We start from the raw sequence: 25,223 nt of genomic DNA on the forward strand, positions 1-25,223 counted from the left end.
TCCCTTTTTCAAGGTTTTAAGGCTTTTTAGAATTTAACTTCCACTGGTTTTTCAGCACCTTCAACCGATTTGAAATATGGTTTTTCAGGATAAGTCCCGCCTAAGAACCAGCTGTTTGGAATGGTAAGCACATAACCATTGTACACTTGTACTGACTCGTTAAAACGTGTTCTTGATGTTAAAATCTGGTTTTCAGTACTTGCCAATTCATCTTGCAATTTCATGAAGCTTTCGTTCGCTCTTAATTGCGGATAGGCTTCCACAGAAACCAATAATCTTGACAAGCTTGAAGAAACATTGGATTGCGCTTGTTGGAACTGTGCCATTTGCTCTGGCGTTACATTCGCTGGATCAATTGTTACTGAAGTTGCTTTTGCACGCGCTTCTACAACTGCTGTCAATGTTCCTTTTTCAAAATCAGCGGCACCTTTTACCGTGTTTACCAAGTTTCCGATCAAGTCATTTCTTCTTTGGTAGGCTGTTTCCACGTTACCCCATTCTTTTCCAACGGCTTGATTGTGTTTTAAAGCCGTGTTTTTAATTCCCACAACCCAGAATCCGACAATTACTATTAACGCAATAATAATTCCTACAGGTATTAACCATCTTTTCATTTTGTTCTTGTTTTTAGAGTTTATTTATTGATTTGTATTTGTTGTTGTTTCTAAAATAAATTTTGCTAACAGATACTACAATGCGTTTTTGATATTACTCAGCTGCGCCTTGATAGATTCTAATTTGCTGATTACTTCAAATTTATGCAACGTTTTTTTCTGGCCTTCTCTCAAATGTGTTTTGGCACCTTCCAGCGTAAAACCGCGTTCTTTTACCAAATGAAAAATCAATTGCAGGTTTTTCACATCTTCGGGAGTAAACATACGATTCCCCTTTGCGTTCTTTTTGGGTTGCAGAATATCAAATTCTTTGTCCCAAAAACGAATCAGCGAGGCATTTACGTTAAAAGCTTTGGCCAATTCACCAATGCTATAATATCTTTTGTCTGGTGGTAAGTCTAAATGCATTAATCTAAAGATTGGTTTTCTTGGTTCGCTAATTTTGAAATGGCGGCAAACTCTGCTGCCGAAATATTACCGTAATAAAAATTCAAGGGGTTTACAATTTCCCCGTTTTTGTGTACTTCATAATGCAAATGTGGCGCCTCTGAACGGCCCGTGCTTCCCACGTAGCCAATCACGTCACCACGTTTTACTTTTTCGCCACGTTTGACTTTATATTTACTCAAATGTGCGTATAATGTTTCATAGCCAAATCCGTGCCGAATTACAATGTGGTTTCCATAACCAGAAGCCGTGTTGTCCGCGCGTTCTACAACGCCATCTCCCGTCGCATAAATCGGTGTTCCTGTTTTGGCAGAAAAATCCATTCCGGCGTGAAACTTCCTGATTTTTGTGAACGGATCGCTTCGGTAGCCAAAACCTGATGCCATCTGTTTTAAATTCTCGTTTTTAACAGGCTGAATTGCGGGAATGGCACCTAATAGTTTTTCTTTTTCTTTCGCCAATTTCAATATTTCATCTAAAGATTTTGACTGAATCACTAATTCTTTTGAAATAATGTCCACCCGTTTTGTCGTGCTGACCACCAATTCTGAATTGTCATAACCTTCCAAATTTTTGTATCGATTCACACCCCCAAAACCTGCTTTTCGCTGTTCGTTAGGAATAGGCGAAGAGTTGAAATAAACGCGGTATAAATTATTATCCCGTGCAGCGACACTTTCTAAAACTTCATCAACTTGGTCCATTTTTTTATTTAAAATAGAATAATTGATTTTCATATTCTCAATTTCTCGGGCCTGGAGCCGGTCTTTCGGAGTTTCAAAATAAGGCGTGTTAATCAAAATTACGAAACAAATAAATCCAAATAATGCCGAAGCCAATAAAAACATCGCAATTACGCCTAATTTTCGTCCTTTTTTAGGTTTTATTTTTCGGTACGCGAGATTTTCTGAATCGTAATAATATTTTACCTTTTTCATATTTTAAAATATGCTATTTTTGCACCTTTAAAAACGTTTATTCACAACGGATAATTAGTTAGACGAACAAATTTACTAAATGTTTCACTGCTTCAACTTATTATTTTGATATTAACGTAAATTTAGAAAAACGAAATGTATAGCCAAATATAATAGAATGCGGGAATTTGAGTTGATTTTTTAAATACTTCAGTCTTAAGCACAGCATCTTAAACCAATTTTCAATGAAATCACAAGACATTAGAAAGCAATTTTTGCAATTTTTTGAAAGCAAAGGACATTTGATCGTTCCTTCGGCTCCGATTGTTCTAAAAGAGGACCCGACCTTGATGTTCAACAACTCAGGGATGGCCCAGTTCAAAGAATATTTCTTAGGAAACGCCACGCCAAAAAGCAACCGAATTGCCGATACGCAAAAATGCCTTCGTGTTTCTGGAAAACATAACGATTTAGATGATGTCGGTTTTGACACCTACCATCACACGATGTTCGAAATGCTGGGAAATTGGTCTTTCGGCGATTATTTCAAAAAAGAAGCGATCAATTGGGCTTGGGAATTATTGACAGAAGTGTATAAAATTCCGAAGGAAAATTTATACGTATCAGTTTTTGAAGGAAACGAAGCAGAAAATGTGCCATTTGACCAAGAAGCTTGGGATATCTGGAAAACCTTGATTGATGAAGACCGCATTATTTTAGGAAATAAAAAAGACAATTTCTGGGAAATGGGAGCGCAAGGTCCGTGTGGTCCTTGTTCTGAAATACACGTTGATTTGAGAACTGCAGAAGAGAAAGCACAAGTTTCAGGCAAAAGTCTAGTAAACAATGACCATCCGCAAGTGGTGGAAATTTGGAACAACGTTTTTATGGAATTTAACCGTAAAGCTGATGGTTCGCTTGAAAAATTGCCTGCAAAACACGTTGATACCGGGATGGGTTTTGAGCGTCTTTGTATGGCTTTGCAAGGCGTAACTTCCAATTATGACACCGATGTTTTTACACCGCTAATCGCAGAAGTTGCTAAAATCACCGGAAGAAATTATACTTCAAACGAAATAAAAAATATCTCAGAAGAACAAAATAAAACAAACATCGCCATTCGTGTGGTTGTGGATCACGTTCGCGCCGTTGCCTTTGCAATTGCTGACGGACAGTTGCCATCCAACACCGCCGCGGGTTATGTAATCAGAAGAATTTTACGCAGGGCAATTCGTTATGGATTTACATTTTTAGACACAAAAGAACCGTTTGTTTACAAATTGGTTGCTGTTTTGGCGAACCAAATGGGCGAATTTTTTCCAGAAATCAAGAAACAGGAAAGCTTGGTAACGAACGTAATCAGAGAAGAAGAAGCTTCGTTTTTGAGAACATTGGACCAAGGTTTGCAATTGCTTGAAAATGTCGTAAAAGACACGAAAGGGCAAGAAGTTTCTGGTGCAAAAGTGTTTGAATTGTACGATACTTTCGGTTTTCCAGATGATTTGACCGGATTGATCCTGAAAGAAAAAGGGATGACTTACAACGAGCCTCACTTTAAGGAAGAGTTGCAAAAACAGAAAAACCGTTCCAAAGCGGCTTCAGAAACATCAACGGATGATTGGACGATTTTGGTGGAAGGAAATGCAGAAACTTTCGTAGGTTATGACGAAGTAGAGAAAGAAGTAAAAATCACAAGATATAGAAAAGTAGATTCTAAGAAAGACGGTAAATTGTACCAAATCGTTTTAGATGCAACGCCTTTTTATCCAGAAGGAGGAGGCCAAGTTGGCGATAAAGGAACACTTTTTACACCCAACCAAGCCATTGAAATTCTAGATACAAAGAAAGAAAACAACTTGATTTTGCATTTTACAAAAGAATTGCCAGAAAATCCTTCCGGGAAATTCATGGCTTTGGTAAATACAAAATTAAGAAGCAATTCGGCAAGCAATCACTCGGCTACCCATTTGTTACATCAGGCTTTGCGTCACATTTTAGGAACGCACGTGGAACAAAAAGGGTCGTTGGTTTCTCCAAATTACCTTCGTTTTGATTTTTCACATTTTTCAAAAGTAACTGAGGAAGAATTGCAATCGGTGGAAAACTTCGTAAACGAAAAAATCCAAGAGCAATTGCCTTTGATCGAAAGACGCGATATTCCGTTTAAGCAAGCGGTGGAAGAAGGCGCAATGGCCTTGTTCGGCGAAAAATATGGCGACAATGTTCGTGCCATCAAATTCGGAGAAAGCATGGAACTTTGCGGTGGCATTCACGTGAAAAACACCGCGGATATCTGGCATTTCAAAATTGTTTCGGAAGGAGCTGTTGCTGCGGGAATCCGTAGAATTGAAGCGATTACAAACCAAGGTGTAAAAGAATTTTTTGCCTCGCAAGAAGCCACTTTAAAAGAAATAAAAGAAGCGCTTAAAAATCCGCAAGATTCGGTAAAAGCAGTAGTTTCATTGCAAGATGAAAATGCCAAATTGAAAAAACAGGTGGAAGCGTTATTGAAAGAAAAAGCAAAAAACTTGAAAGGCGAATTGGCTTCTGAAATCCAGGAAATCAATGGCGTAAAATTCTTAGCAAAACAAGTCGATTTGAATGCAGAAGGTGCAAAAGATCTGGCGTATGAATTAGGAACTTTAGGAACCAATGTATTCTTGGTTTTGGCTACAGCCGATGAAAATAAACCGATGCTTTCATGCTATATTTCGAAAGAATTAGTCGCAGAAAAAAACCTGAACGCTGGGCAGGTCGTTCGCGAATTGGGAAAATATATCCAAGGTGGCGGTGGCGGACAACCTTTCTTTGCAACAGCAGGAGGAAAGAACGTTGCCGGAATCAAGGAAGCTTTAGAAAAAGCAATTGATTTTGTGAAATAGACAGCAGATTTAGTTTATAGATTAAAGAAAACCACAACGATTATGTTGTGGTTTTTTTGCTTTAAAGTGATTCGGTGTATTTTTTAAAATTGTTTAAAATGGCCTGCCAGCCGTCTTTTTGCATTTCTAAAGAGTTTACAGTTTCCGGATCAAATGTTTCGGTTATCAATGTATTTTCATTCAAATCTTCGAAAGAAATCAAAACTTCACGTCCGTCTTCCAATACATATTCAATGATTTTGTGAAGTTCCACATTGGTATATTTTCCTTCAAAATCAAACCCCATACTTCCATCTTTGGCTTCCATTCTGGTTCTGAATTTTCCACCAATCTTTAAATCGTTTTCTGCCTCTGGCGAATGCCAATCGATTGAAGCAAATGTCCAGTTGACGATATTTTTTGGTAATGTCCAGCTCTTCCACACTTCATTGATCGGTTTGTTGACGGTGGTTTTTACCGTAATTTTTTCTTTTAAATTTTCCATTTTTTGATTTTTGCTTGTTTTTACAAATTTAAATAGATTTGATGAAATTTCAACTTTGTATCTTTACCATTCACAAACTCAAACTATGCAATTCACAACGCCAATCCCCATTCAAAAAAGTAATTTTCAGATAGGTTACAATTCTAAAATTGTATCACTGGGTTCTTGTTTTGCGGTAAATATGGGCGAGAAATTAGACTATTTTAAATTTCAGAATAGTCTGAATCCGTTTGGGATTTTGTTTCATCCTTTGGCTTTGGAAAAAATTATTTCAAAAGCAATTTTGAAGGAAGAGTTTACGGAAGATGACATTTTTTTTCATAACGAAAGATGGCATTCCTTTGATGTGCATTCTGATTTAAGCGCTTCGGATAAAAAAGCTTTCTTAAAATCATTGAATACTAATTTAAAAAAGTTGGAAATTGATTTAATGAAAAGCTCACATATCATTATAACGTTAGGAACGTCGTGGGTTTACCGAAAAATAGATTCTGACTCGATTGTTGCCAATTGTCATAAAGTCCCGCAAACCCAGTTTAAAAAGGAATTGCTTTCTGTGGAAACTTCAAAAAAGAGTTTGGAGCGAATTATTGGTGCAATTTCTAAAGTGAATCCAAAAGCAAAAATGATTTTCACGATTTCGCCGGTTCGTCATATCAAAGATGGTTTTACTGAAAATCAATGGAGCAAAGCCAATCTGATTTCTGCTTTGCTCGAAACACTGCAAACGGAACACTGCAAACTGAATACTGACTATTTCCCCAGTTATGAAATTATGATGGACGAGCTTCGCGATTATAGATTTTATGCCGAAGATATGATTCATCCCAATCCAACTGCGATTAATTATATCTGGAAACGCTTTTCAGAAGCGTGGATTTCAGAAGAAACGCTTCTGGTAATGCAAGAAGTTGAAAATATCCAAAAAGGCTTACATCACCGTCCGTTTAATAGCGAATCAGAACAGCATTTGATTTTCTTGGCAAAATTGCAAAATCGAATTGCTGTTTTGCAAAGACAGTTTCCTTTTATGAAATTTTAAAATTTGGCTTGATAGTTGCTTTTTAGGAGTAATTTAAAACAAGATTTTAGTTCCTTATTTTTTAATTCGATAACTTTATAAAAAAACCTATGCGCAGAATTCTCCTATTTGCAGGAATCATTTTAGCCATCTTTTTGGCTTTCCGCTTTTGCGAATTCAAAAAAGACGACGACTCGACTATTGAATATGGAAGCAATTTGATTCAGGAACGCATCGTGAATGTTGGAAAACTGATTGTCACCGAAGGTCATTTTGCAGAAGTTTTGACCTACAAAGACCAAGATAAATACTTGATGGATATGGTTTCTTTCGAGAAAAAAGCGTTGGTGATTGTCAATGCAGATGTGACTGTGGCGTATGATTTGCGCCAAATGAAATATGATATTGACGAAAAAAACAAGACGATCACGATCACTTATATTCCAAAGGAAGAAATAAAAATCAATCCAGATATTAAGTTTTATGACGTGAACCAAAGCCGAATGAATCCGTTTACTGGCGATGATTATAACAAAATAAATAAAACGGTCAAGGCGAATTTAGCCAAGAAAATAGAAAAATCTACGCTCAAATCGAATGCCAAAAACAGACTGGTCAGCGAACTTTCAAAGATTTTGATTACCACCAATTCAATGGGCTGGACGCTGAAATATGATGGTGAAACGGTTAATGAAGCAACTTTAGATAAGGTTTTGCTTTAGAACGAAAAGAAGCAAGAAGCACAAAAAAAGAAAACCGCAGATTCAAAGATTACATCAATCGGTGAGTCTGCGGTTTTTTATTTAAATTAAATTACTTTTTTAATCGCGAAACTGAGGTTGTTTTTAAACGCTTTCGTTTTCGAAAATCAATTCTAATCCGCCAGAAATCAGGTGGGCCACTTCTGGACGGTTTTGTTTTTGTTTTTCTAAGTATAGAATAACTTTTTGAAGGAATTCGGTTTCGTTTTCTTTGTCTAAAAGTTCTGCGATTTCCACAGCCAAAAGCCAATCTTTCGGATGGTTTTCTTTCAAGTTTTCGAATGTTTTTTCAATCGACATAAACGGCGATTTTCCTTCGCGAATGTTTCTGATATTTAAATAAAGACGTTCTAATTCTTCTCTTTCGGTGCTTTTTTTCGCCTTAATCGTTGTACTTGATGGAACGTGATTGATCAAGTCAAAACTGCTCACATCAGCCGGGCCAGAAAAAGCAGAAACTACTTTTTTTCCAACAGCCATATCATAAATTCCCCAATCAGGCTGGAACAAAACGGTGTCGTTGTGCGTAACCGTGCAATCTTTAAAGCTAATCAAAATGATTTTTCCTTGAATATTTCTAGTTCCTGTGATGATTTCACCGCTGACAGTAATGTCGCCTTGGAATTCTAAAGTCACGCGTTCGCCTTCGTAAATAGCATAGGCTTGCAAATCTCTCGGGCTCATGTCTTCAATGGCCAAATTGATTCCTTTTAGTTTTCCAATTGGGCTTCCAAAACCTTCTGCGTGGTAGGAAGTCGCGTGTCCGACTAATTCTTTTTCTCTGTAAGACAAAGCCGTTTTTCCGATGGTTTGGATGTAAACTGGTTTTCCTTCGTTTTCAATAACGTTAGTTAATACGCCTGAAATTTGGATTCCCGTGCTTAATTCGATAGTTCCTAAAGCATTTGAATTTTTGAGTTTTTCCAATCCAGATAATCCGCCGGTTCGAAGTGCCATGGTGTTTGCAAATTCTTCTAAAACAGAACTTAACTGGGCAAAATCTGGCGTAACAAAAAGTTGCGGCTGCGGTTTGGTAATGTCAAAACTTTGATACGCGGCTTCAATGTTATAAGGAATTTTCTTTACGTTATCGGTCATGCACCAAGCGCTTTCGCCAATAGAGGAAAGCAATCCGGCGCCATAAATTTTTGGGTTGTTGATGTCTCCAATCAAGCCATATTCCACAGTCCACCAATGCAGGTTTCGGATTAAAGCCATTTCAGATAATTCGCCCATATTGTTTTGCAGATCATCAACTTTTTTCTCGATAGCATCAATTTGGTCCTGAGGCGTTCCTTCGGCTTCCTTTAAAATAGAAAGCAAACGAACCGCTTCATACATTTCATAATCGTGTGCGGAAGAAATCGCTTTGCAGCCAATTTCGCCAAAGCGTCTTAAATATTCAGCATATTCTGGATTGGCAATAATAGGAGCGTGGCCGGCACCTTCGTGAATGATATCTGGAGCTGGAGTATATTCAATATGTTCTAATTGTCTAATGTCGGAAGCAATTACCAAGACATTGTAAGCTTGGAATTCCATAAAAGCATTGGGCGGAATAAATCCGTCAACGGCTACGGCAGCCCAGCCGATTTCTTTCAAGATTCGGTTCATTCCATACATATTTGGAATGTTTTCAATTTCAAGGCCAGTTTTCTTTAATCCGTCCAAATAAGAATTATGGGCCACTTTTGAAAGATAATCCACGTTTTTTCGCATCACATAACGCCAGACTGCCTGGTTTATCGGAGTGTAATCTGTATAGTCTTGAGGTTTTATAAATTGCCTTAAGTGTTCAGGAAGCCTGTCAATTAGTGGGTTGCTTTCAATTGTGCTCATGTTTTATCAATTAAATTTGACTTTTGTAAAAGTACGCTTTTTATTTTTTTTGAGAAATAAGAAATTCAATCTTACTAAATTATTAATAAATGGTAAAAAAATCACAAATAACATAAAATTTGTATGAATTTTCATTTGATATTTTTTTTAAATTTTACATTCTCATTTTATTGTGTTTTATATTGTTGTTTGTGTTCTTTTTTTTTAAAATAATAATTATTGTTGTTGTTTTTTAACCTTTTAAATGTGTTTAGATTGATTTGTTAAAGAATTGGATGCTCCATATTGAAAGTTTATTTTTACAGCTTATTAACCAAACATAAATTTATTATGAAAAAAGTTTTTTTCTTTCTAGCAGTAGCTGGAACAACTTTCGTTACATCTTGTAATAGCGACGATGATAATGGAACAACTACACCAGTAGCTCCTGTTGCTACATCAATCGTTCTGACTTCAGATGTTGAAACCGTTGAAGTAGGTGGTGCATTTACATTTACAGTTACAGATGATTTAGCTGCTGATGTAACTTCTACATCCACATTTCTTGTAAATAATGTTGCTATTGAAAGCAATGTATTTACTTCAACTGAAGCGGGTACTTTTACAGTAAAAGCTCAAAATGGTACTTTAGAAAGTGCTCCGGTAACTGTTACAGTTACTGCGCCAGCTATTGTTGAAGCTGACAATTCAATTGTTGTCGATGGTGTTAATTATGTTACCGATAAATCGATTTTGTACTATTTAGGCACTGAAGGTAATATCAATTACTGGGCTGTAAATGCTTATAATCAAGTTGGAACGGGTGCTGCTGCTACTTATCCAAATGACGTATTTATTTATATCACATCTGCTCAAGTAAGTACAACAACTTTAGAATTGCCAACTATTACAACTTATACAAAAGGTGTTGAAACTGCAGTAAACAACATATTTGATGTTGAATTGATTCTTAATAGCGAAGATTATGCTTTATTTACAGATGTAAATACAGTAAACTTTAATTTAACAGCAATTACAGCAACTTCAACTGTTCAAAACTGGTCATTTAATTACGCTTCAACATTAAATGACGGAACAGTAATCAGTGGGGATTTTGAAGGAGATTTCGGATTTTCTGATGAAACTGCTACAGGAAAATTAGCTGTTGGGAAAAATGCTAAAATTGTAAAAACAACTAAAGCTGAAGCTTTGGCAAAAGGAAAATCAATTGTAGGTAAAAAATAGTTTATTACTTTAATTTGAGAATAAAAAGCTGTCTTCGGACAGCTTTTTTTTTGATTTTATATTCAAAACCACTAAAATTATAATTAAAGTAGTAGAATGATTCATATAAATTAGTTTTTTTTTTAAAAGAACATTGGTTTACACTTGCTTAAAAATAAATGAGCTGTTTTTACATAAATTAACTAAGCATAAAGTCTCTAAATTATATTACGTAAATAAAAAAAGCCACAAAAGTAAAGTTGTGGCTTTTTTAAGATAAGTTCGTGAAAATTATTTTTTCTCTGGCGGATATTTTGCCAATATTTTTTGAACAAATTCCTGAATTCGCTCGTCTTTTTTGTCGATGTTTTGATTCAGAATACCAATACCTTCCCCTTGCCAAATCAATTCTTTCTTTTTGGCATCAATTAAATCAATGTAGAGCATTCCTTGTGTTGATGTAGACACAGATGTGCTTCGTCCGCCCCAAATGTATGGATTCCAACCCCATCCCCAGCCATAACCCCATCCGGCGTTAAATTGGTTCACGTCAACTTGCTGTCTTGATTTGGTGAAAATATTGATTAATAAATCAGGATTTTCACTTTTGGTAAATCCTTTTGAAGCCAACTCGGTATCAATTGCAGTTAAAATTCTTCTTTTATCTAAATCAGAAATCTCCACTTTGTCAATGCCAGACTTAAAAAAAGCATAGGTTTTGTATTGATTAAAATCAGCATTTTTATCATAATCAGAAGCTACTCTCACTGATGAACAAGAGGTCAAAACAAGGAGTAAAAACACAGGTAAAATTTGAATAGTTTTCATAATGAATTTTTTAAAAGTAATAAGCTAATATTAAAAGCGCTTGTTTTTCTTGTCTTTAAAGCTTTTCACAGCACCGATAATATTAAACACCGCGGCTATAAAAAGCAGAGCCAGTTTTAAATAAAGATGTTCTGAAAAAAGACCTAAAATAAAAAAGCTAAGTCCAATAATTAGGAATGATATACTGTTAAATTTTGACATACTTGAAAGAAATATTAAAAATTCAAAAGCGCATCGTCCACTTTATTAGGGATGGTAACTTTTAATAAAGGTTGCGTTTCCATGGCTCTTTTTATTGCAAAAATAGCTTCGTCGTTTCTCGCCCAGCTTCTTCTTGAAATTCCGTTGTTCACATCCCAGAAAAGCATTGATTGTAAGCGTCTTGAGGCCTCTTCAGAGCCATCAAGAACCATGCCAAAGCCACCGTTAATAACCTCGCCCCAACCAACCCCACCGCCATTGTGAATGGAAACCCAAGTAGCGCCTCTGAAACTGTCGCCAATCACGTTTTGAATAGCCATATCAGCGGTAAATTTTGACCCGTCGTAAATGTTTGAAGTTTCACGGTAAGGTGAATCTGTTCCCGAAACATCGTGGTGATCACGCCCTAAAATCACATATCCAATTTCGCCTTTGGCAATCGCTTGATTGAATGCTTCGGCGATTTTGATTCTTCCTTCCGCATCCGCGTATAAAATTCGGGCTTGCGAGCCGACAACCAATTTATTTTCTTGAGCGCCTTTGATCCATTGGATATTATCCTGCATTTGCTGTTGGATTTCTGGCGGAGAGGTTTTGGCTAATTCTTCTAAAACAGCTGAAGCAATCGCATCCGTTTTAGCTAAATCTTCAGGTTTTCCAGAAGCACAAACCCATCGAAAAGGCCCAAAACCATAGTCAAAACACATGGGTCCCATTATATCTTGCACATAACTCGGATACTTGAAATCAATTCCGTTTGGTGCAAAAACATCGGCTCCCGCACGAGAAGCTTCTAATAAAAAAGCATTGCCATAATCAAAGAAATACGTTCCTTTTGCGGTATGTTTGTTAATTGCATCGGCGTGACGGCGTAATGTTTTTTGAACTTCAGTTTTAAATTTTTCAGGATTATTCGCCATCATTTCGTTCGATTCCTCAAAAGAATATCCAGTCGGATAATAGCCACCAGCCCACGGATTGTGAAGCGAAGTTTGGTCGGAACCCAAATCAATATGCAGGTTTTCTTGGTCAAAACGTTCCCAAACATCGACCACATTTCCTAGATACGCAATCGAAATCACTTCTTTATTTTCTAATGCTTTTTTGACCCTTGGAACCAAATCTTCAATATTTGAAACAATTTCATTCACCCAGCCTTGAGAATGGCGGATCTTGGTAATTTTTGGATTTACTTCGGCACAGACGGTCACGCATCCGGCAATGTTTCCAGCTTTTGGCTGTGCACCAGACATTCCTCCTAAACCAGAAGTCACAAATAATCCACCAGAAGGGGATTTTTTTATTTTTCTAAATCCGTTTAAAACGGTAATCGTGGTTCCGTGCACGATTCCTTGCGGACCGATATACATATAACTTCCCGCCGTCATTTGTCCGTATTGCGAAACTCCCAAAGCATTGAATTTTTCCCAATCATCCGGTTTTGAATAGTTCGGGATCACCATTCCGTTCGTTACCACAACTCTTGGTGCTTCTTTATGCGAAGGAAATAACCCCATCGGATGGCCCGAATACATCGTCAGAGTCTGCTCGTCAGTCATTTCAGAAAGGTATTTCATCGTCAATAAATACTGGGCCCAGTTTGAAAAAACTGCACCGTTTCCTCCATAGGTTATTAACTCGTGCGGATGTTGTGCGACTGCATAATCCAAATTATTTTGGATCATCAGCATAATTGCTTTTGCCTGTTCTGATTTTCCAGGATATTCTTCAATAGGACGTGCATACATCTTATAATCCGGACGAAGACGGTACATATAAATTCTTCCGTAGGTATTTAATTCTTCTAGAAATTCTTGTATCAAAACCGCATGGTCTTTCGGTTCAAAATAACGCAACGCATTTCTTAAAGCTAATTTTTTCTCATCGTCAGAAAGAATTTCTTTTCGCTTCGGAGCGTGATTTATATTTGTTTCGTAGGGTTTTGGTTCTGGCAGAATTGTGGGAATTCCTTGTTGTATTTGTTCTTTGAAAGTCATTTTTTAAAGTTGCTAAGTTTCAGAGTCGCTAAGTTGCGAAGTCTGAAATTCATTATATTTTAAAGTTTGTTGGTCTAAATTATCTCATTTTCGAATTATCTAATTGATAAGTTCGCTTATTTTTTATTCGTTCCGGTTTTTTTATCAAATCCGTACGGACAATGGCGACAGCCACTTTTACAGCAATAACCGCGTTTCAAATGGTGTTTTTCGGTAAAGCATTTGTATCCTTCGGGAGTATAATAAAAATCTTCGCCTTCTTTTAATTTATTTTCATTATTTTGCTCATTCATAGTAGACAAACTTCAGATAAATTTAATTTTCCCAAAAATAATTAAATTTATCCGAGGTTCTTCTTTCCTTGGGCAAAAATAAAAACTCAGAGAAAAAAATATAAACTTTATAATTAATGTTTCTAATCGTTTCCAAATATTTAATTCCAAAAGGTTTTCGCGGACTGACGCTTTTTCCTTTTGTAATTCTTCGGGATTTTTTAGACAAAGAAAATAAAGTGCTTTTAAACCACGAAAAAATCCACATTCGCCAGCAGTTAGAGCTTTTGATTTTGCCGTTTTTCTTGCTTTATTTTTTAGAATATTTGATTCGGTTGCTTCAATTTAAAGATCGAAACAAAGCCTACAGAAATATCAGTTTTGAAAGAGAATCCTATCAAAACGAAAGCAATTTAGATTACTTAAAAACGCGTTCCTTTTGGAAATTTAGAAAATACATTTAAAATATTTTGGAAATCCCTACACACTATCTTCCCGTTCAAAAAAACGGAATAACTGTCGCCATTCGCCGTGAAGACTTGATTCATCCCTTTGTTTCTGGAAACAAATTCAGAAAATTAAAATACAATTTGCTTCAAGCAAAAGAAGAAAATCACAAAACCTTACTGACTTTTGGAGGTGCTTTTTCAAACCATATAGCTTCTGTCGCTTTTGCTGGAAAAGAACATAATTTCAAGACAATCGGAATCATTCGTGGTGAGGAGCTACGAGAAAAAATCTTAGAAAATCCTACACTGAAATTCGCACAAGAAAACGGAATGCAGTTTGAATTTGTTTCCAGAAGCGATTATTCCAATAAAGAAAATCCTGAATTTTTAGAAAAATTAAAACAGAAATTCGCAGACTTTTATTTGATTCCAGAAGGGGGCACCAACGAACTTGCCGTCAAAGGTTGTAAGGAGATTTTAAACCATAAAGATTCGCAGTTTGATTACATCTGTTGTGCGGTTGGAACCGGCGGTACCATTTCTGGATTGATTAATTCGGCCTTGCCACATCAAAAAGTTTTGGGATTTCCAGCGTTAAAAGGTGACTTCTTGCGAGAAGAAATTTGTATGTTTGCAAAAACCGATAATTGGCAACTGATTAAAGATTACCATTTTGGAGGTTATGGAAAAATAAATCTGGAGCTGGTAAATTTCATAAATAATTTCAGCGAAAGTAATAAAATCCCGCTAGACCCCGTTTATACAAGCAAGATGGTCTTTGGAATTTACGATTTGATCGATAAGAATTATTTTCCATCCCATTCAAAAATTTTGCTCATTCACACCGGCGGACTGCAGGGAATTCAAGGAATGAATCAATTATTAGAGAAAAAACAATTACCCAAAATAATCACAAATGTTTAAAAAAGTCTTATTTCTTTTGGCAATTGCAACCTTAGTAAGTTGCGGTTCTTCGAAGTCATCAAAATCAAAAAAAACAGCTTATAAACCAAAGAGGACAGTTGTAACAAAGAAACCAACGGCAACAAGAACTACTTCTTCAGCTTCGGCATCAAATAGAAATACCGAGGTGATCGAGTCTACTTCAAGAACGGTAGTGTATAGCGATGTGGTGAATAATTATGTAGGTCAATTTAAAGACATTGCAAAGTCAAATATGAAAGAATACGGCATTCCGGCCAGTATCATTTTGGCGCAAGGCATCTTAGAATCGGGTGCTGGTGCGGGAACTTTAAGTAAAAATTCAAACAATCATTTCGGTATCAAATGCCACACGGGTTGGACCGGAGAAAGCGTTCGCCACGATGACGACGCCGCTCAAGAATGTTTCAGAAAATACAAAGACCCGGCAGAATCGTATCGCGATCATGCTGAGTTTTTAACAGGAAGAAGCCGTTATGCCAGTCTTTTTAAACTTGAAAAAGGCGATTATGAAGCTTGGGCAAAAGGACTAAAAGCCGCAGGTTATGCTACCGACCCCAAATATCCGGACAAGTTGATCAGTTATATTGAACGTTACAATTTGCACCAATATGACGCTGAGGTTCTCGGAAAAGATTTTACGCCCTTTACAAGAAACCAACCGGTTGCTTCAAAACCAAAACCACCTAAAAATTCAGGCGAAGGCTATTACGAAGTAACAAAAGGAGATACTTTGTATTCCATCTCAAAACGTTTTGGCACCACCGTTGACGAATTAAGAAGATTAAACGACATGTCAGACAATGCCATTTCCATAGGGCAATCCATCAAAATAAAATAAGCATACAGCCTAATTGTTCCAATTCGATTAGGCTTTTTTTTTGCAGAAGCGAAAGCTCCGGCATTTTCAGCTGTCCCTTTTCCCGCTTTCTGCAGTAGTTTTTCTCCGGAGAAAAATCCGGAAAAAAAAGCTGCTGCCGCCAATCGGGGCTATGGGAGAAAGTATTTTAATTTTTGGAATCTTCGTCTCTCCAAACTAATCTGCAAAACACTATCGCAAAAGCATTCAACTTTGTAACTTTGCGCCTTTGCACCTTCAAAAATAAAAACTATGTTATATCAAAGAAGCAGTCAGCTTTTTGCCGAAGCTGAAAAAGTAATTCCAGGCGGCGTAAACTCACCAGTTCGTGCATTTAAAGCCGTTGGAGGAACACCAATATTTGTCAAATCGGCCAAAGGAGCGTATCTTTTTGACGAAGACGGAAACAAATTAATCGATTATATCAATTCTTGGGGCCCGATGATTTTAGGCCACGCTTTTGAACCGGTGGTTGATGCCGTAATCGAGAGGGCCAAATTGGGAACTTCCTTCGGAATGCCCACCGCTTTAGAAACTGAAATTGCAGCATTGGCGGTTTCAATGGTTCCAAATATTGATAAAATTCGTTTCGTTAACTCCGGAACAGAAGCGTGCATGAGCGCCATTCGTTTGGCAAGAGGATTTACAAAAAGAGATAAGATTATCAAATTTGCAGGTTGCTACCACGGCCATTCCGATTCGTTTTTGATCCAAGCGGGTAGTGGAGCTATCACCTTTGGTGCGCCAAACAGCCCAGGAGTGACACAAGGAACCGCAAAAGATACATTGCTTGCAAAATACAACGATATCGAAAATGTAAAAGCAGTATTTGAAGCCAATAAAAATGAAATTGCAGCCATTATTATCGAACCGGTGGCAGGAAACATGGGATGTATTCCGCCAAGTAAAGGTTTTTTAGAGGCAATACGGACGCTTTGCGATGAAAGCGGAACTTTGTTCATCTTTGATGAGGTGATGACCGGATTTCGCCTTGCAAAAGGCGGTGCTCAAGAATTGTTTAATATCAAGGCCGACATCGTGACTTTCGGAAAAGTAATCGGTGGTGGCCTGCCAGTCGGAGCTTTTGCAGCAAGAAATGAGATTATGAATTATCTGGCACCGCTTGGCCCGGTTTATCAAGCCGGAACTTTATCTGGAAACCCATTAGCGATGGCTGCCGGACTTGAAATGCTGAAAGCTTTAAATGCTGACGCTCAGATTTTTGAAAGATTAGAGCAAAAAACAGCGTATCTTGAAAAAGGAATTGCAGAAAAACTAACCGCTAACAAGGTGAAGTTTACCATAAATCGCGTTGGTTCAATGATTTCGGTACATTTTGATGAAGCGCCAGTAACTGATTTTCAATCAGCTTCAAGAGGCGATAATGAAACCTTCAAAAAATTCTTTCATGGATTATTGCAAGAAGGAATATATATCGCGCCATCGGCTTATGAGACATGGTTCATCACCGATGCATTGACTTATGAAGATTTAGATTTTACCATAAATGCTGTGGACAAAATAGCAAAGCAGTTGTAAAATAAAAAAGGCTTTCCAATCGGAAAGCCTTTTTTATTTGTATTAAAATTTACTTTTAATGTTGCGTCAATTGTTTTAATAATTCTGGATTTGCATCCACTTTAGCCATGTTTTCAGAAGATAAAGTAGCTCTCAGTTTTGCGTCAATTGATTTTATTACCACTTTTTTTCTTTCTTCTGAAAGATTCGGAGTTGATAAAACTTCATGCTTTTTTGCAAAAAGTGCCGTAAGATTCGTCTGATCTTGTGCCGTTAATTTCACTGTTTTACCAAGTAAAGCAATGTCTGCTTTTGCAAGTTCATTTACATTTCCCTTATCTTGTGCTGAAACATTCATAGTAAAAGCAAAAAACAAAGTCAAAAGAGCAAATATTTTTTTCATGATAGTTTGGTTTAGTTTATAGAATGTCAAATCTAAATCATTTTAACAATACTTCAAAATTATTTTTTGTCAATCAAGCCTTTTTCACCATTAAACTTCTTTTTGTGAAATTTCTTTTTATCGCCTCTGTGATGTTTTTGCAATTTCATTTTTTCCCATTTTTCAAATTGTTCAGCATTTAAAATCTTTTTCACTCGGGCTTTCATGGCAATCTGTTCGTCGAGATTTTTATTTTGAAGAGCAAAACGTTCGTCAGATGTCAATTGTTTTTTAGTTTCTTTCGACGCTTTTCTCTCTGCCATTTTTGCTTCTCTTTTCGCAGATTCTTCTGAAATAATTTTTTCCATTTCCTTCTGTTGAGAAGTATTCAAATCTAATGCCAAAGTCATTTTTTTTAACTGTAATTGTTTTCTTTGCTCTGGCGTAAATTTTTCCATCTGAGGAACGTCGCCTCTTTCAGAACGTTGTGGTCTGTTTTCGCTAATCTTTTTTTCTTGTGCAAAAGATGAAAATCCGATCATCATAATTGCAATCATAAACATTTTTTTCATAATCTTCTTTTTAATTTTTTTGTTTGCAGTTAAGACCGTCAAAAAAGAGAAAGGTTTAATTCTGATGAAAATTTTAGTTTTATTTATGATTGTCACTTACCTTTGCACCGTGAAAAAATATCTGTTCATACTATCGTTTATTATGTTGGTAAAACCAATCGTTCCGGTGTTTCAGTATGTTTTAGATTATCAATATATTTCTGAAGTGCTTTGTATCAACAAAGAAAAGCCAGAACTTCAGTGTAACGGAAAATGCCACCTGATGAAAGAGCTGGCAAAAGCTTCTGAAGATGAAAAGCCCTCTTCTTCCGATAAGAAAAATCACCAAGCTCAAGTGGAAGTTTTGTTTTTGGAGGAACTAAATTCGTTCCCAATTATCCCAAATGCTACGGTTTTAATCACTCCAAATAGTTCTGTTTATAGCAATTTATATTCTCATTTAAATTGTCATGCTATTTTTCACCCGCCTGCTTTTATTTCTTAAAATACTTTTTTGAAACCAATCGAATGATTCAATGCAAATTGAAAACATTCCTAATTTTCTATGCAAAATATTTATTTTAAAGTACAATCACTTTGAAATCAATTTATTGCGAAACTATTTTAAAAAATAAAAAAATGATATTTTCTATAAAAAACAAGGTCGCTACTTTAGCGCTACTTACTTTTTTGACTTCTTGTTCCAGCGATGACGATTCGCAAATGGCTTCTGGAAACGGCGAAATGGAGCTTTATTTTGACAATTCTGTAAACGGAGATAACCTGATTTTAGGCGCTTCAACTTATACAAATTCTAATAACGAAACACTAAAAATCAACCGATTTAATTACATCGTCAGCAATTTTGTATTAATTAAAGAAGACGGAACTGAAGTCGTTTATGACAAAGAAAGTTCGTATTTCATCATCAGCGAAGAGGCACAGTTAAACACTATAAATCTTGAAAATATTCCTGCTGGGAAATACACAAAAATCAGATTTGGCCTAGGCGTAGACCAGCAACGTTACCTTCAGGGTGAAACCGCACAGCAAAGTTTCTGGGACTTGGCAGACGCCAACAATATGACTTGGACGTGGTCAACAGGTTACCGTTTTATCAATTTTGAAGGAACTTTTACAGCACCAACTTTAACAGGTGAAAAAACGTTTCAAGTACATCAAGGAAGCAACACGGCGACTGATAATTACAGAGAAATTACGGTTACTTTGCCAAACACAGCACGCGTGAGAACCAACGAATCTCCAAGCGTTCACTTCATCGCAGACGCCAATAAAATCTTGGACGGAAACTCAAAAATCAAGCTTTCTGAAGCCATGAATCTGGCCGGGACTTCAGCAAGTGTCATGGGTGGCGAAAAACTGATGACCATCGCGGGCAATACGACTTCCATGTTTGTTGTGGATCACGTTCACGCAGGCGGAGCAGAACATTAATATCATTTTTATTAGAGCCTAATCCAGCTGTTTGCTATAACTCCTCGCTCAAAAAGCATTTTTTCTACGCCACAAAAAGAGCTTCCTTCGGTCGCTTTTTTGAGCCAGGAAAAAATAGCTTTTTGAGCTCCGGGGTTTCCGCTTCCATCTGGGGCAGTAACTCACAAAACGCGCATACTTTATGAAAAAAATATTCTTTTTCAGTATCCTTTCTGTGCTTTTTTCGTGCCAAAATGATGACAGCGACTACATAGAAATAAACGAAAATTTAGAATTTAATATTCCCGATAATTTTCCTGATCTGGCACAAGATATTTCCCTGAATTATCCCACCAAAAAAGGTTTTGAACTTGGCAGGAAATTATTTTATGACGGCAGATTATCACGCGACGGAACCATTTCCTGTGCTTTTTGTCACGAACAATCTTCTGCATTCACGCATCACGGCCATGATTTTAGCCACGGGATTGATAATTTGATCGGAAACAGAAATACGCCGGCCATTCAAAATTTAGCATTCCAGAGTGATTATTTTTATGACGGAGCTTCCAATTCGCTTGAAATGATTTCCATTGTTCCCATTCACAATGCAGTTGAAATGGACGAAACGTTGCCAAATATTGTTCAGAAATTAAAGCAAGATCCAACTTATGTAAAACTTTTTGCACAAGCATTTGAAAACAGAGAAATCACTACTGGAAATACGCTGAAAGCATTAGGGCAATTTATGACAATGATGGTTTCCAGCAATTCACGCTATGATAAATACGTGAGAAATGAATCTGGAGGAAATTTAAATTCGCAAGAATTACAAGGCTTGAATTTGTTCCAAAGCAAATGTGCTTCGTGCCATGCTACTGATTTGTTTGCCGATAATTCGTTTAAAAATAATGGTTTGCCCGCCAATCCTTTTTTGAATGATTTGGGTAGGGAAGTAGTGACCGGTTTTGAAACGGATCGTTATAAGTTTAAAGTTCCAAGTTTAAGAAATGTCGAATTAACCGCGCCTTATATGCACGACGGAAGATTTGGCTCGCTTCAATCGGTTTTAAATTTTTATGCCAGCGGAGTTTCACATTCGGAAACATTAGACCCAATTTTAAATCAAAATGGAGTTTTGGGAATTCCAATTTCAGCTTCCGAAAAAGAAGCAATAATCGCCTTTTTAAAAACTTTGACGGATCAAGAATATATCAATAATCCGTTATTTTATTTTCAGACATAATTATGAAAAAATACATTTTACTATTGCTTTTTGTAACCCAATTTTCAGGCGCAAAAACAGTCGAAGACACGATTCAAAATAGTTTTAAATCCTATGAACGCTTTTTATTTAAATACGATTGTGACGCTTGTGGCTGTTCGGCAAGTGGCGGTGGCATGGGTTTTAATTCGATTTTAAATCAAAATTTTGTTGGAATCCGGTATATGAACCAAAGCTATTCGAGCCGGGACGGTCTTTTTAATAATTCGCCGTGGATTGATGAAAATTTTAATACAGTTCAAGTTTGGGCAAGAATTCCGATTACCGAGAAAATCCAAGTTTCAGCATTGGTTCCATACCATTTTCACAACCGCAAACTTTCTACCGGAAAACAAAATATTGATGGTTTGGGAGATATTACCGTTTTAGGTTTTTATACGATTTATCAAACCAAAAAAGATTCGGCTGTTTTTACCAATCAATTGCAACTTGGCGGGGGATTGAAAGCGCCTACCGGAAAATATGACACTGAAAATAAAGGAAGCGTAAATCCAAGTTTTCAAGTAGGAACCGGAAGCTGGGATTATATTTTGGCAGTGGAACACACAATTAAAAGAAAAAATATCGGTTTGAATTCTATGCTGAATTATACTTTTAAAACGGAGAATCAAGATCATTATCAATTTGGAAACCAACTTTCTTATGGAACAGCGGTTTTTTATGAGTTTGAAAAAGAAAGTTTTAAAATCGTGCCACAAGCTGGAATTGCTGGAGAAACTTATGCTACCAATAAAATTTATGGCGAAGATATTCGGGACACAAAAGGCGATATTCTTTTTGGAAAAGTAGGTGTCGAAGCCGGAAAAGATCGTTTTTCTTTCGGAGTAAATGCAATGCTTCCGATCAGTCAGAATTTAACGGGCGGAAGAGTGGAAGCCAATTATCGATGGTCAGTAAATTTAAATTATTCGCTGTAAAACAAATAAAAAAAGGGAACTCGATTGAGTTCCCTTCTTTATTATTTAGCGCGTCAGTCTTTTGTATAATTCTGCGTTTGCTTTAAGTTTTTCAAATTCGCTTGGTTGCAAAGCTGCTTCAAGTTTTTTTTCTGTATCCTTGAATTTATCATTTTTCATATCTTCAGAAAGATTGCTTTGCAATAAAAATTTATGTTTACTATAAAAAATAGATTGGATTGTATGTTCTTTAGCTGGGTCAATTTTGACAACAGCTTTTAAAGCTTCAACATCCTTTAAAGCTTCTTCGCGTTGAGCATTAGCATTGATTGAAAATGCTAAAAACAAAACAAAGGTTGCAAGTATTTTTTTCATAATTTAGTTTTTTGTAGTTTATAGAAGTCCAAATCTACTTCATTTTATTAAAATAACAAATATTTTTTATTTTTTAACTAAGTGAAATGTAAATAAAAAAAACAGAAACCTTTCGATTTCTGTTTTGAATATAATTTGGAAATAAATTATCCCACGTATTCAGCAATTTTTTCTTCGCCGTTCACGGCTACTTTTACTAAAGCGTGTTTTGCCAGGCCTTTCATCGCGGCATCCCATTTTTTACCGCTTAAACCCGCGTTCGCTTTTAAAGAATTTAAGTTCATTGCGTTTTCATTGGCTTTCAATATCTCAATAATTCCTTTTTCTTCTTCTGATAATTCTACCGCTTTTTTCTCTGGTCGCATTTGAGGGAAGAAAAGCACTTCTTGAATCGAAGCATTGTTGGTCAAGAACATAATCAAACGGTCCATACCAATTCCTAAGCCAGAGGTTGGCGGCATTCCATATTCTAAAGCTCTTAAAAAGTCGTTGTCGATAATTCCTGTTGCTTCATCATCGCCTCTTTCAGACAGTTTCATTTGTGCTTCGAAACGCTCTCTTTGGTCAATCGGGTCATTCAATTCAGAATAAGCATTCGCTACTTCTTTACCGCAAATCATCAATTCAAAACGCTCTGTTAACTCCGGATTGTCACGGTGTTCTTTACAAAGCGGACTCATTTCTTTCGGGTAATCTGTGATGAACGTTGGCTGGATGAAGTTTCCTTCACATTTCTCTCCGAAGATTTCGTCGATTAATTTTCCTTTCCCCATTGTCGCGTCAACGGTAATTCCCATGCCGCGTGCGGCCTCGAAAATTTCTTGTTCTGTTTTTCCAGAAATGTCAAAACCAGTATATTTTATGATAGCATCGGTCATTGTTACACGAGCATACGGTGCTTTGAAACTCACTTGGTGTTCGCCAAAAGTCACATCAGTCGTTCCGTTTACTTCATTAGCACAATTTTCCAATAAATTTTCTGTAAATTCCATCATCCAGTTGTAGTCTTTGTAGGCTACATAAATTTCCATCGCTGTAAATTCTGGATTGTGCGTGCGGTCCATTCCTTCATTTCTGAAGTTTTTTGAAAACTCATAAACACCGTCAAAACCACCAACAATCAATCTTTTTAGATACAATTCGTTCGCAATTCTCATATACAAAGGCATGTCCAAAGAATTGTGGTGCGTAATAAACGGGCGCGCTGCTGCACCGCCAGGAATAGATTGCAAAACCGGAGTTTCCACTTCCATATAACCTGCCGTGTTGAAGAAATTACGCATGGCGTTGAACAATTTCGTTCTTTTCACAAAAACTTCTTTCACTTGCGGATTTACCACTAAATCTACATAACGTTGGCGGTAGCGCAATTCAGGGTCAGTAAAACCATCGTGGATGTTTCCGTCAGCATCTGTTTTTGGCAATGGCAAGGGACGCAATGTTTTGCTCAAAAGCGTAAAATTGCTCACGCGAACTGATTTTTCACCAACCTGCGTCGTGAACAATTCGCCTTCCACACCGATAAAGTCGCCTAAATCAATCAGTTTTTTGAAAACTTCGTTGTACAAATCTTTATCGTCACCCGGGCAAATTTCATCACGATTGATGTAAATCTGAACACGACCTTCGCTGTCTTGCAACGAGGCAAAAGACGCTTTTCCTTGGATTCTGGTGCTCATCACACGGCCTGCAACAATCACTTTCTTGCCTTCTTCAAAAGTGTCCTTTATCTGTTTCGAAGTGTGGTCCACTGGAAACAAATTTGCCGGATAAGGGTTGATGCCGAGTTCTCTCAACTTGCCCAATTTTTCTCTTCTGATGATTTCTTGTTCTGAAAGTTGCATAGTGCGTTAATTTTAAGCGTGCAAAGATAGTCGATAAGTTGCAGAGTTGCAAAGTTTAAAAGTCGTTAAGTTTTGAAGATTTATAAATTTTTACTTTTATTTTGTGATTTTTTTGAAGCGAAAAGCCAGTGAATTCTTGGAAACCATTTTCCTGCTTCAGGAACTCGCTTTAAACCTGCTTCGCTGGCAGGTGTAAGAGTTCAAACAATTCCGGCATCAGGGCTATTTGAGAAAGGTCTTTTGTGTTTGTGAATTTTTGGACCAAGATTATAGATAACTAGGTGTCGATGTTACTTTTGCAAGACTAAAGTTTAAAACAATGGTTGTTTTGCGCTTTTAAATGCTTTCCAGTCTGATGTTTTGGCTGCTTTACCGGTGCTGTCTGTTGCGGTAAATCTCACTTTGTAATTTGAATTGTCTTTTAGGTCAAATCCTCCAGAACACATTCCATATCCGACTTGAAGCATTTTTTGATTTGCGAAAATATAAAATGTAGAAATTTTATTTGTGGTAACATTTAAAAGTTCAGTTCTGAAGATGATTTCTGAAACATTTGCTTCGTTGGTTTCAAAAATTGCATTCGACGAGTTTCCGCAGCCGTAACTTTTTGATTCTGATTTGATAAAACGAAATGTAGTGTCTTCTTTTAAAGGGCTTTTGGTTTCTGAACCTGTTGTCCAAGTGATTTTTTCTCGACGCTGCGTTGTAGTGTTCCAATTTGAAAGCTCGCGTGTTTCTGACTCTGTTTCGTTTGTGTATTTAAGATGGTATTTTGTATTAGGGCTTAATTTTGAAATTGGAAAAAAAACGGCTTGATTTTCACCTTTTCCGGTCAAGATTTCTTTTAGTTTTAATTCGATTAATTCTCCGTTTTTCGATTCTAAAAATATTTTTCGGTCTTTAAAACTATTTATAGTTGATATGCTCATTCCATAACTATGAATGATAAAAAACGAATTTGTGCTAATGTTGTTTCTGTTTACAGGATAATAAGAGGTTACACTCATTGCGCATTCTGCTCTGCAATTGTTTATTGCAGCAAATAAGAAGAATAAAAAAAGTAATTTTTTCATAGTGCTAAATATATGAAAAAAACGCTACACAATCAAAATCGACAAACTGCATCAGAGCTAAGAATGGCTAAATAGCCCCGATGTGAGGGAAGCGCCTTTTTATTCGCTTTTTTGCGAATAAAAAGTGCTGGAAGGACAGCGGGAAGATG

25 protein-coding genes are annotated in these 25,223 nt (G+C 36.7%); 12 read left to right on the forward strand and 13 right to left on the reverse strand.

Going from position 1 to position 25,223, the window contains the following annotated elements; genetic code table 11:
• Window positions 1–26: 26 nt before the first annotated feature.
• The 3 genes from EG849_RS10335 to EG849_RS10345 all read right to left on the reverse strand — a co-directional run bounded on the left by EG849_RS10335 (window position 27) and on the right by EG849_RS10345 (window position 1,999).
• Window positions 27–614 (reverse strand): LemA family protein, encoded by a 588-nt coding sequence (locus tag EG849_RS10335; RefSeq protein WP_125013011.1) that lies wholly within the window; start codon window positions 612–614, stop codon window positions 27–29.
• A 75-nt stretch (window positions 615–689) separates the two neighbouring features.
• A complete protein-coding gene (locus tag EG849_RS10340; RefSeq protein WP_125013012.1) occupies window positions 690–1,022 on the reverse strand; it encodes a MerR family transcriptional regulator in 333 nt (110 codons plus the stop codon).
• Window positions 1,022–1,999 (reverse strand): M23 family metallopeptidase, encoded by a 978-nt coding sequence (locus EG849_RS10345; RefSeq protein ID WP_125013013.1) that lies wholly within the window; start codon window positions 1,997–1,999, stop codon window positions 1,022–1,024. Before EG849_RS10345 ends, EG849_RS10340 begins: the two co-directional genes overlap by 1 nt.
• Window positions 2,000–2,223: 224 nt before the next feature.
• On the opposite strand from EG849_RS10345, the gene alaS reads away from it, so the two are divergent.
• Window positions 2,224–4,860 (forward strand): alanine--tRNA ligase, encoded by a 2,637-nt coding sequence (alaS, locus tag EG849_RS10350; protein ID WP_125013014.1) that lies wholly within the window; start codon window positions 2,224–2,226, stop codon window positions 4,858–4,860.
• A 61-nt stretch (window positions 4,861–4,921) separates the two neighbouring features.
• Here the strand turns inward: alaS and EG849_RS10355 are convergent, their stop codons facing one another.
• Window positions 4,922–5,344, reverse strand: coding sequence for an SRPBCC family protein (locus EG849_RS10355; RefSeq protein WP_125013015.1), 423 nt, complete (start codon window positions 5,342–5,344; stop codon window positions 4,922–4,924).
• An 85-nt stretch (window positions 5,345–5,429) separates the two neighbouring features.
• On the opposite strand from EG849_RS10355, the gene EG849_RS10360 reads away from it, so the two are divergent.
• Both EG849_RS10360 and EG849_RS10365 read left to right on the forward strand, forming a co-directional pair.
• Window positions 5,430–6,386, forward strand: a complete 957-nt coding sequence (locus tag EG849_RS10360) for a GSCFA domain-containing protein (protein WP_125013016.1) — start codon at window positions 5,430–5,432, stop codon at window positions 6,384–6,386.
• Between the two features lie 89 nt (window positions 6,387–6,475).
• Entirely contained in the window at window positions 6,476–7,087 is a 612-nt protein-coding gene (locus tag EG849_RS10365; protein ID WP_125013017.1) for a DUF4230 domain-containing protein, read from the forward strand.
• Between the two features lie 123 nt (window positions 7,088–7,210).
• On the opposite strand, the gene EG849_RS10370 is transcribed toward EG849_RS10365, so the two are convergent.
• On the reverse strand, window positions 7,211–8,965 hold the full coding sequence (locus EG849_RS10370) for an aromatic amino acid hydroxylase (RefSeq protein WP_125013018.1): 1,755 nt from the start codon (window positions 8,963–8,965) through the stop codon (window positions 7,211–7,213).
• 330 nt (window positions 8,966–9,295) lie between these two features.
• Here EG849_RS10370 and EG849_RS10375 point away from each other — a divergent pair, with 330 nt between their 5' ends.
• On the forward strand, window positions 9,296–10,189 hold the full coding sequence (locus EG849_RS10375) for a hypothetical protein (protein ID WP_125013019.1): 894 nt from the start codon (window positions 9,296–9,298) through the stop codon (window positions 10,187–10,189).
• Window positions 10,190–10,459: 270 nt separating this feature from the next.
• Here EG849_RS10375 and EG849_RS10380 read toward each other — a convergent pair whose 3' ends face one another.
• From EG849_RS10380 to EG849_RS15615, 3 genes are all read right to left on the reverse strand, one after another.
• On the reverse strand, window positions 10,460–10,996 hold the full coding sequence (locus EG849_RS10380; RefSeq protein ID WP_125013020.1) for a DUF4136 domain-containing protein: 537 nt from the start codon (window positions 10,994–10,996) through the stop codon (window positions 10,460–10,462).
• Window positions 10,997–11,211: 215 nt separating this feature from the next.
• Entirely contained in the window at window positions 11,212–13,194 is a 1,983-nt protein-coding gene (locus tag EG849_RS10385) for a urocanate hydratase (protein ID WP_125013021.1), read from the reverse strand.
• Window positions 13,195–13,310: 116 nt separating this feature from the next.
• A complete protein-coding gene (locus EG849_RS15615) occupies window positions 13,311–13,487 on the reverse strand; it encodes a DUF5522 domain-containing protein (RefSeq protein WP_158611940.1) in 177 nt (58 codons plus the stop codon).
• Window positions 13,488–13,603: 116 nt separating this feature from the next.
• On the opposite strand from EG849_RS15615, the gene EG849_RS10390 reads away from it, so the two are divergent.
• The 4 genes from EG849_RS10390 (at window position 13,604) to hemL (ending at window position 17,255) form a co-directional block, all read left to right on the forward strand.
• On the forward strand, window positions 13,604–13,930 hold the full coding sequence (locus tag EG849_RS10390) for a hypothetical protein (protein WP_125013022.1): 327 nt from the start codon (window positions 13,604–13,606) through the stop codon (window positions 13,928–13,930).
• 6 nt (window positions 13,931–13,936) lie between these two features.
• The gene (locus tag EG849_RS10395; protein ID WP_233581783.1) at window positions 13,937–14,839 is read left to right on the forward strand and encodes a 1-aminocyclopropane-1-carboxylate deaminase/D-cysteine desulfhydrase; all 903 of its coding nucleotides are present in this window, start codon (window positions 13,937–13,939) and stop codon (window positions 14,837–14,839) included.
• Window positions 14,832–15,698 carry a glucosaminidase domain-containing protein gene (locus tag EG849_RS10400; protein ID WP_125013024.1) on the forward strand — a complete coding sequence of 289 codons (867 nt, stop codon included), beginning with the start codon at window positions 14,832–14,834 and terminating at the stop codon, window positions 15,696–15,698. Before EG849_RS10395 ends, EG849_RS10400 begins: the two co-directional genes overlap by 8 nt.
• A 270-nt stretch (window positions 15,699–15,968) precedes the next feature.
• Window positions 15,969–17,255 carry a glutamate-1-semialdehyde 2,1-aminomutase gene (gene hemL / locus EG849_RS10405; RefSeq protein ID WP_125013025.1) on the forward strand — a complete coding sequence of 429 codons (1,287 nt, stop codon included), beginning with the start codon at window positions 15,969–15,971 and terminating at the stop codon, window positions 17,253–17,255.
• A 55-nt stretch (window positions 17,256–17,310) separates the two neighbouring features.
• Here the strand turns inward: hemL and EG849_RS10410 are convergent, their stop codons facing one another.
• Together EG849_RS10410 and EG849_RS10415 are read right to left on the reverse strand one after the other, a co-directional pair.
• On the reverse strand, window positions 17,311–17,637 hold the full coding sequence (locus EG849_RS10410) for a hypothetical protein (protein ID WP_125013026.1): 327 nt from the start codon (window positions 17,635–17,637) through the stop codon (window positions 17,311–17,313).
• 59 nt (window positions 17,638–17,696) lie between these two features.
• Complete coding sequence (locus EG849_RS10415; protein ID WP_125013027.1) at window positions 17,697–18,188, reverse strand: hypothetical protein; 492 nt, start codon at window positions 18,186–18,188, stop codon at window positions 17,697–17,699.
• A 64-nt stretch (window positions 18,189–18,252) separates the two neighbouring features.
• On the opposite strand from EG849_RS10415, the gene EG849_RS10420 reads away from it, so the two are divergent.
• The 4 genes from EG849_RS10420 to EG849_RS10435 all read left to right on the forward strand — a co-directional run bounded on the left by EG849_RS10420 (window position 18,253) and on the right by EG849_RS10435 (window position 21,803).
• On the forward strand, window positions 18,253–18,672 hold the full coding sequence (locus EG849_RS10420; protein ID WP_233581784.1) for a hypothetical protein: 420 nt from the start codon (window positions 18,253–18,255) through the stop codon (window positions 18,670–18,672).
• Window positions 18,673–18,806: 134 nt separating this feature from the next.
• Window positions 18,807–19,622 carry an MbnP family protein gene (locus EG849_RS10425; RefSeq protein ID WP_125013028.1) on the forward strand — a complete coding sequence of 272 codons (816 nt, stop codon included), beginning with the start codon at window positions 18,807–18,809 and terminating at the stop codon, window positions 19,620–19,622.
• A gap of 181 nt (window positions 19,623–19,803) precedes the next feature.
• Entirely contained in the window at window positions 19,804–20,847 is a 1,044-nt protein-coding gene (locus EG849_RS10430; RefSeq protein WP_125013029.1) for a cytochrome-c peroxidase, read from the forward strand.
• Window positions 20,848–20,849: 2 nt separating this feature from the next.
• The gene (locus tag EG849_RS10435; protein ID WP_125013030.1) at window positions 20,850–21,803 is read left to right on the forward strand and encodes a transporter family protein; all 954 of its coding nucleotides are present in this window, start codon (window positions 20,850–20,852) and stop codon (window positions 21,801–21,803) included.
• A gap of 45 nt (window positions 21,804–21,848) precedes the next feature.
• Here EG849_RS10435 and EG849_RS10440 read toward each other — a convergent pair whose 3' ends face one another.
• The 3 genes from EG849_RS10440 to EG849_RS10450 form a co-directional block, all read right to left on the reverse strand.
• Complete coding sequence (locus EG849_RS10440) at window positions 21,849–22,157, reverse strand: hypothetical protein (RefSeq protein ID WP_125013031.1); 309 nt, start codon at window positions 22,155–22,157, stop codon at window positions 21,849–21,851.
• Between the two features lie 146 nt (window positions 22,158–22,303).
• Window positions 22,304–24,001, reverse strand: coding sequence for a lysine--tRNA ligase (lysS, locus tag EG849_RS10445; protein ID WP_125013032.1), 1,698 nt, complete (start codon window positions 23,999–24,001; stop codon window positions 22,304–22,306).
• A gap of 311 nt (window positions 24,002–24,312) precedes the next feature.
• Window positions 24,313–25,074, reverse strand: a complete 762-nt coding sequence (locus tag EG849_RS10450; protein WP_125013033.1) for a hypothetical protein — start codon at window positions 25,072–25,074, stop codon at window positions 24,313–24,315.
• Window positions 25,075–25,223: the final 149 nt, after the last annotated feature.

This window comes from Flavobacterium macacae (genome assembly GCF_003865365.1).
In the GTDB taxonomy this organism is placed as follows: Bacteria; Bacteroidota; Bacteroidia; order Flavobacteriales; family Flavobacteriaceae; genus Flavobacterium; species Flavobacterium macacae.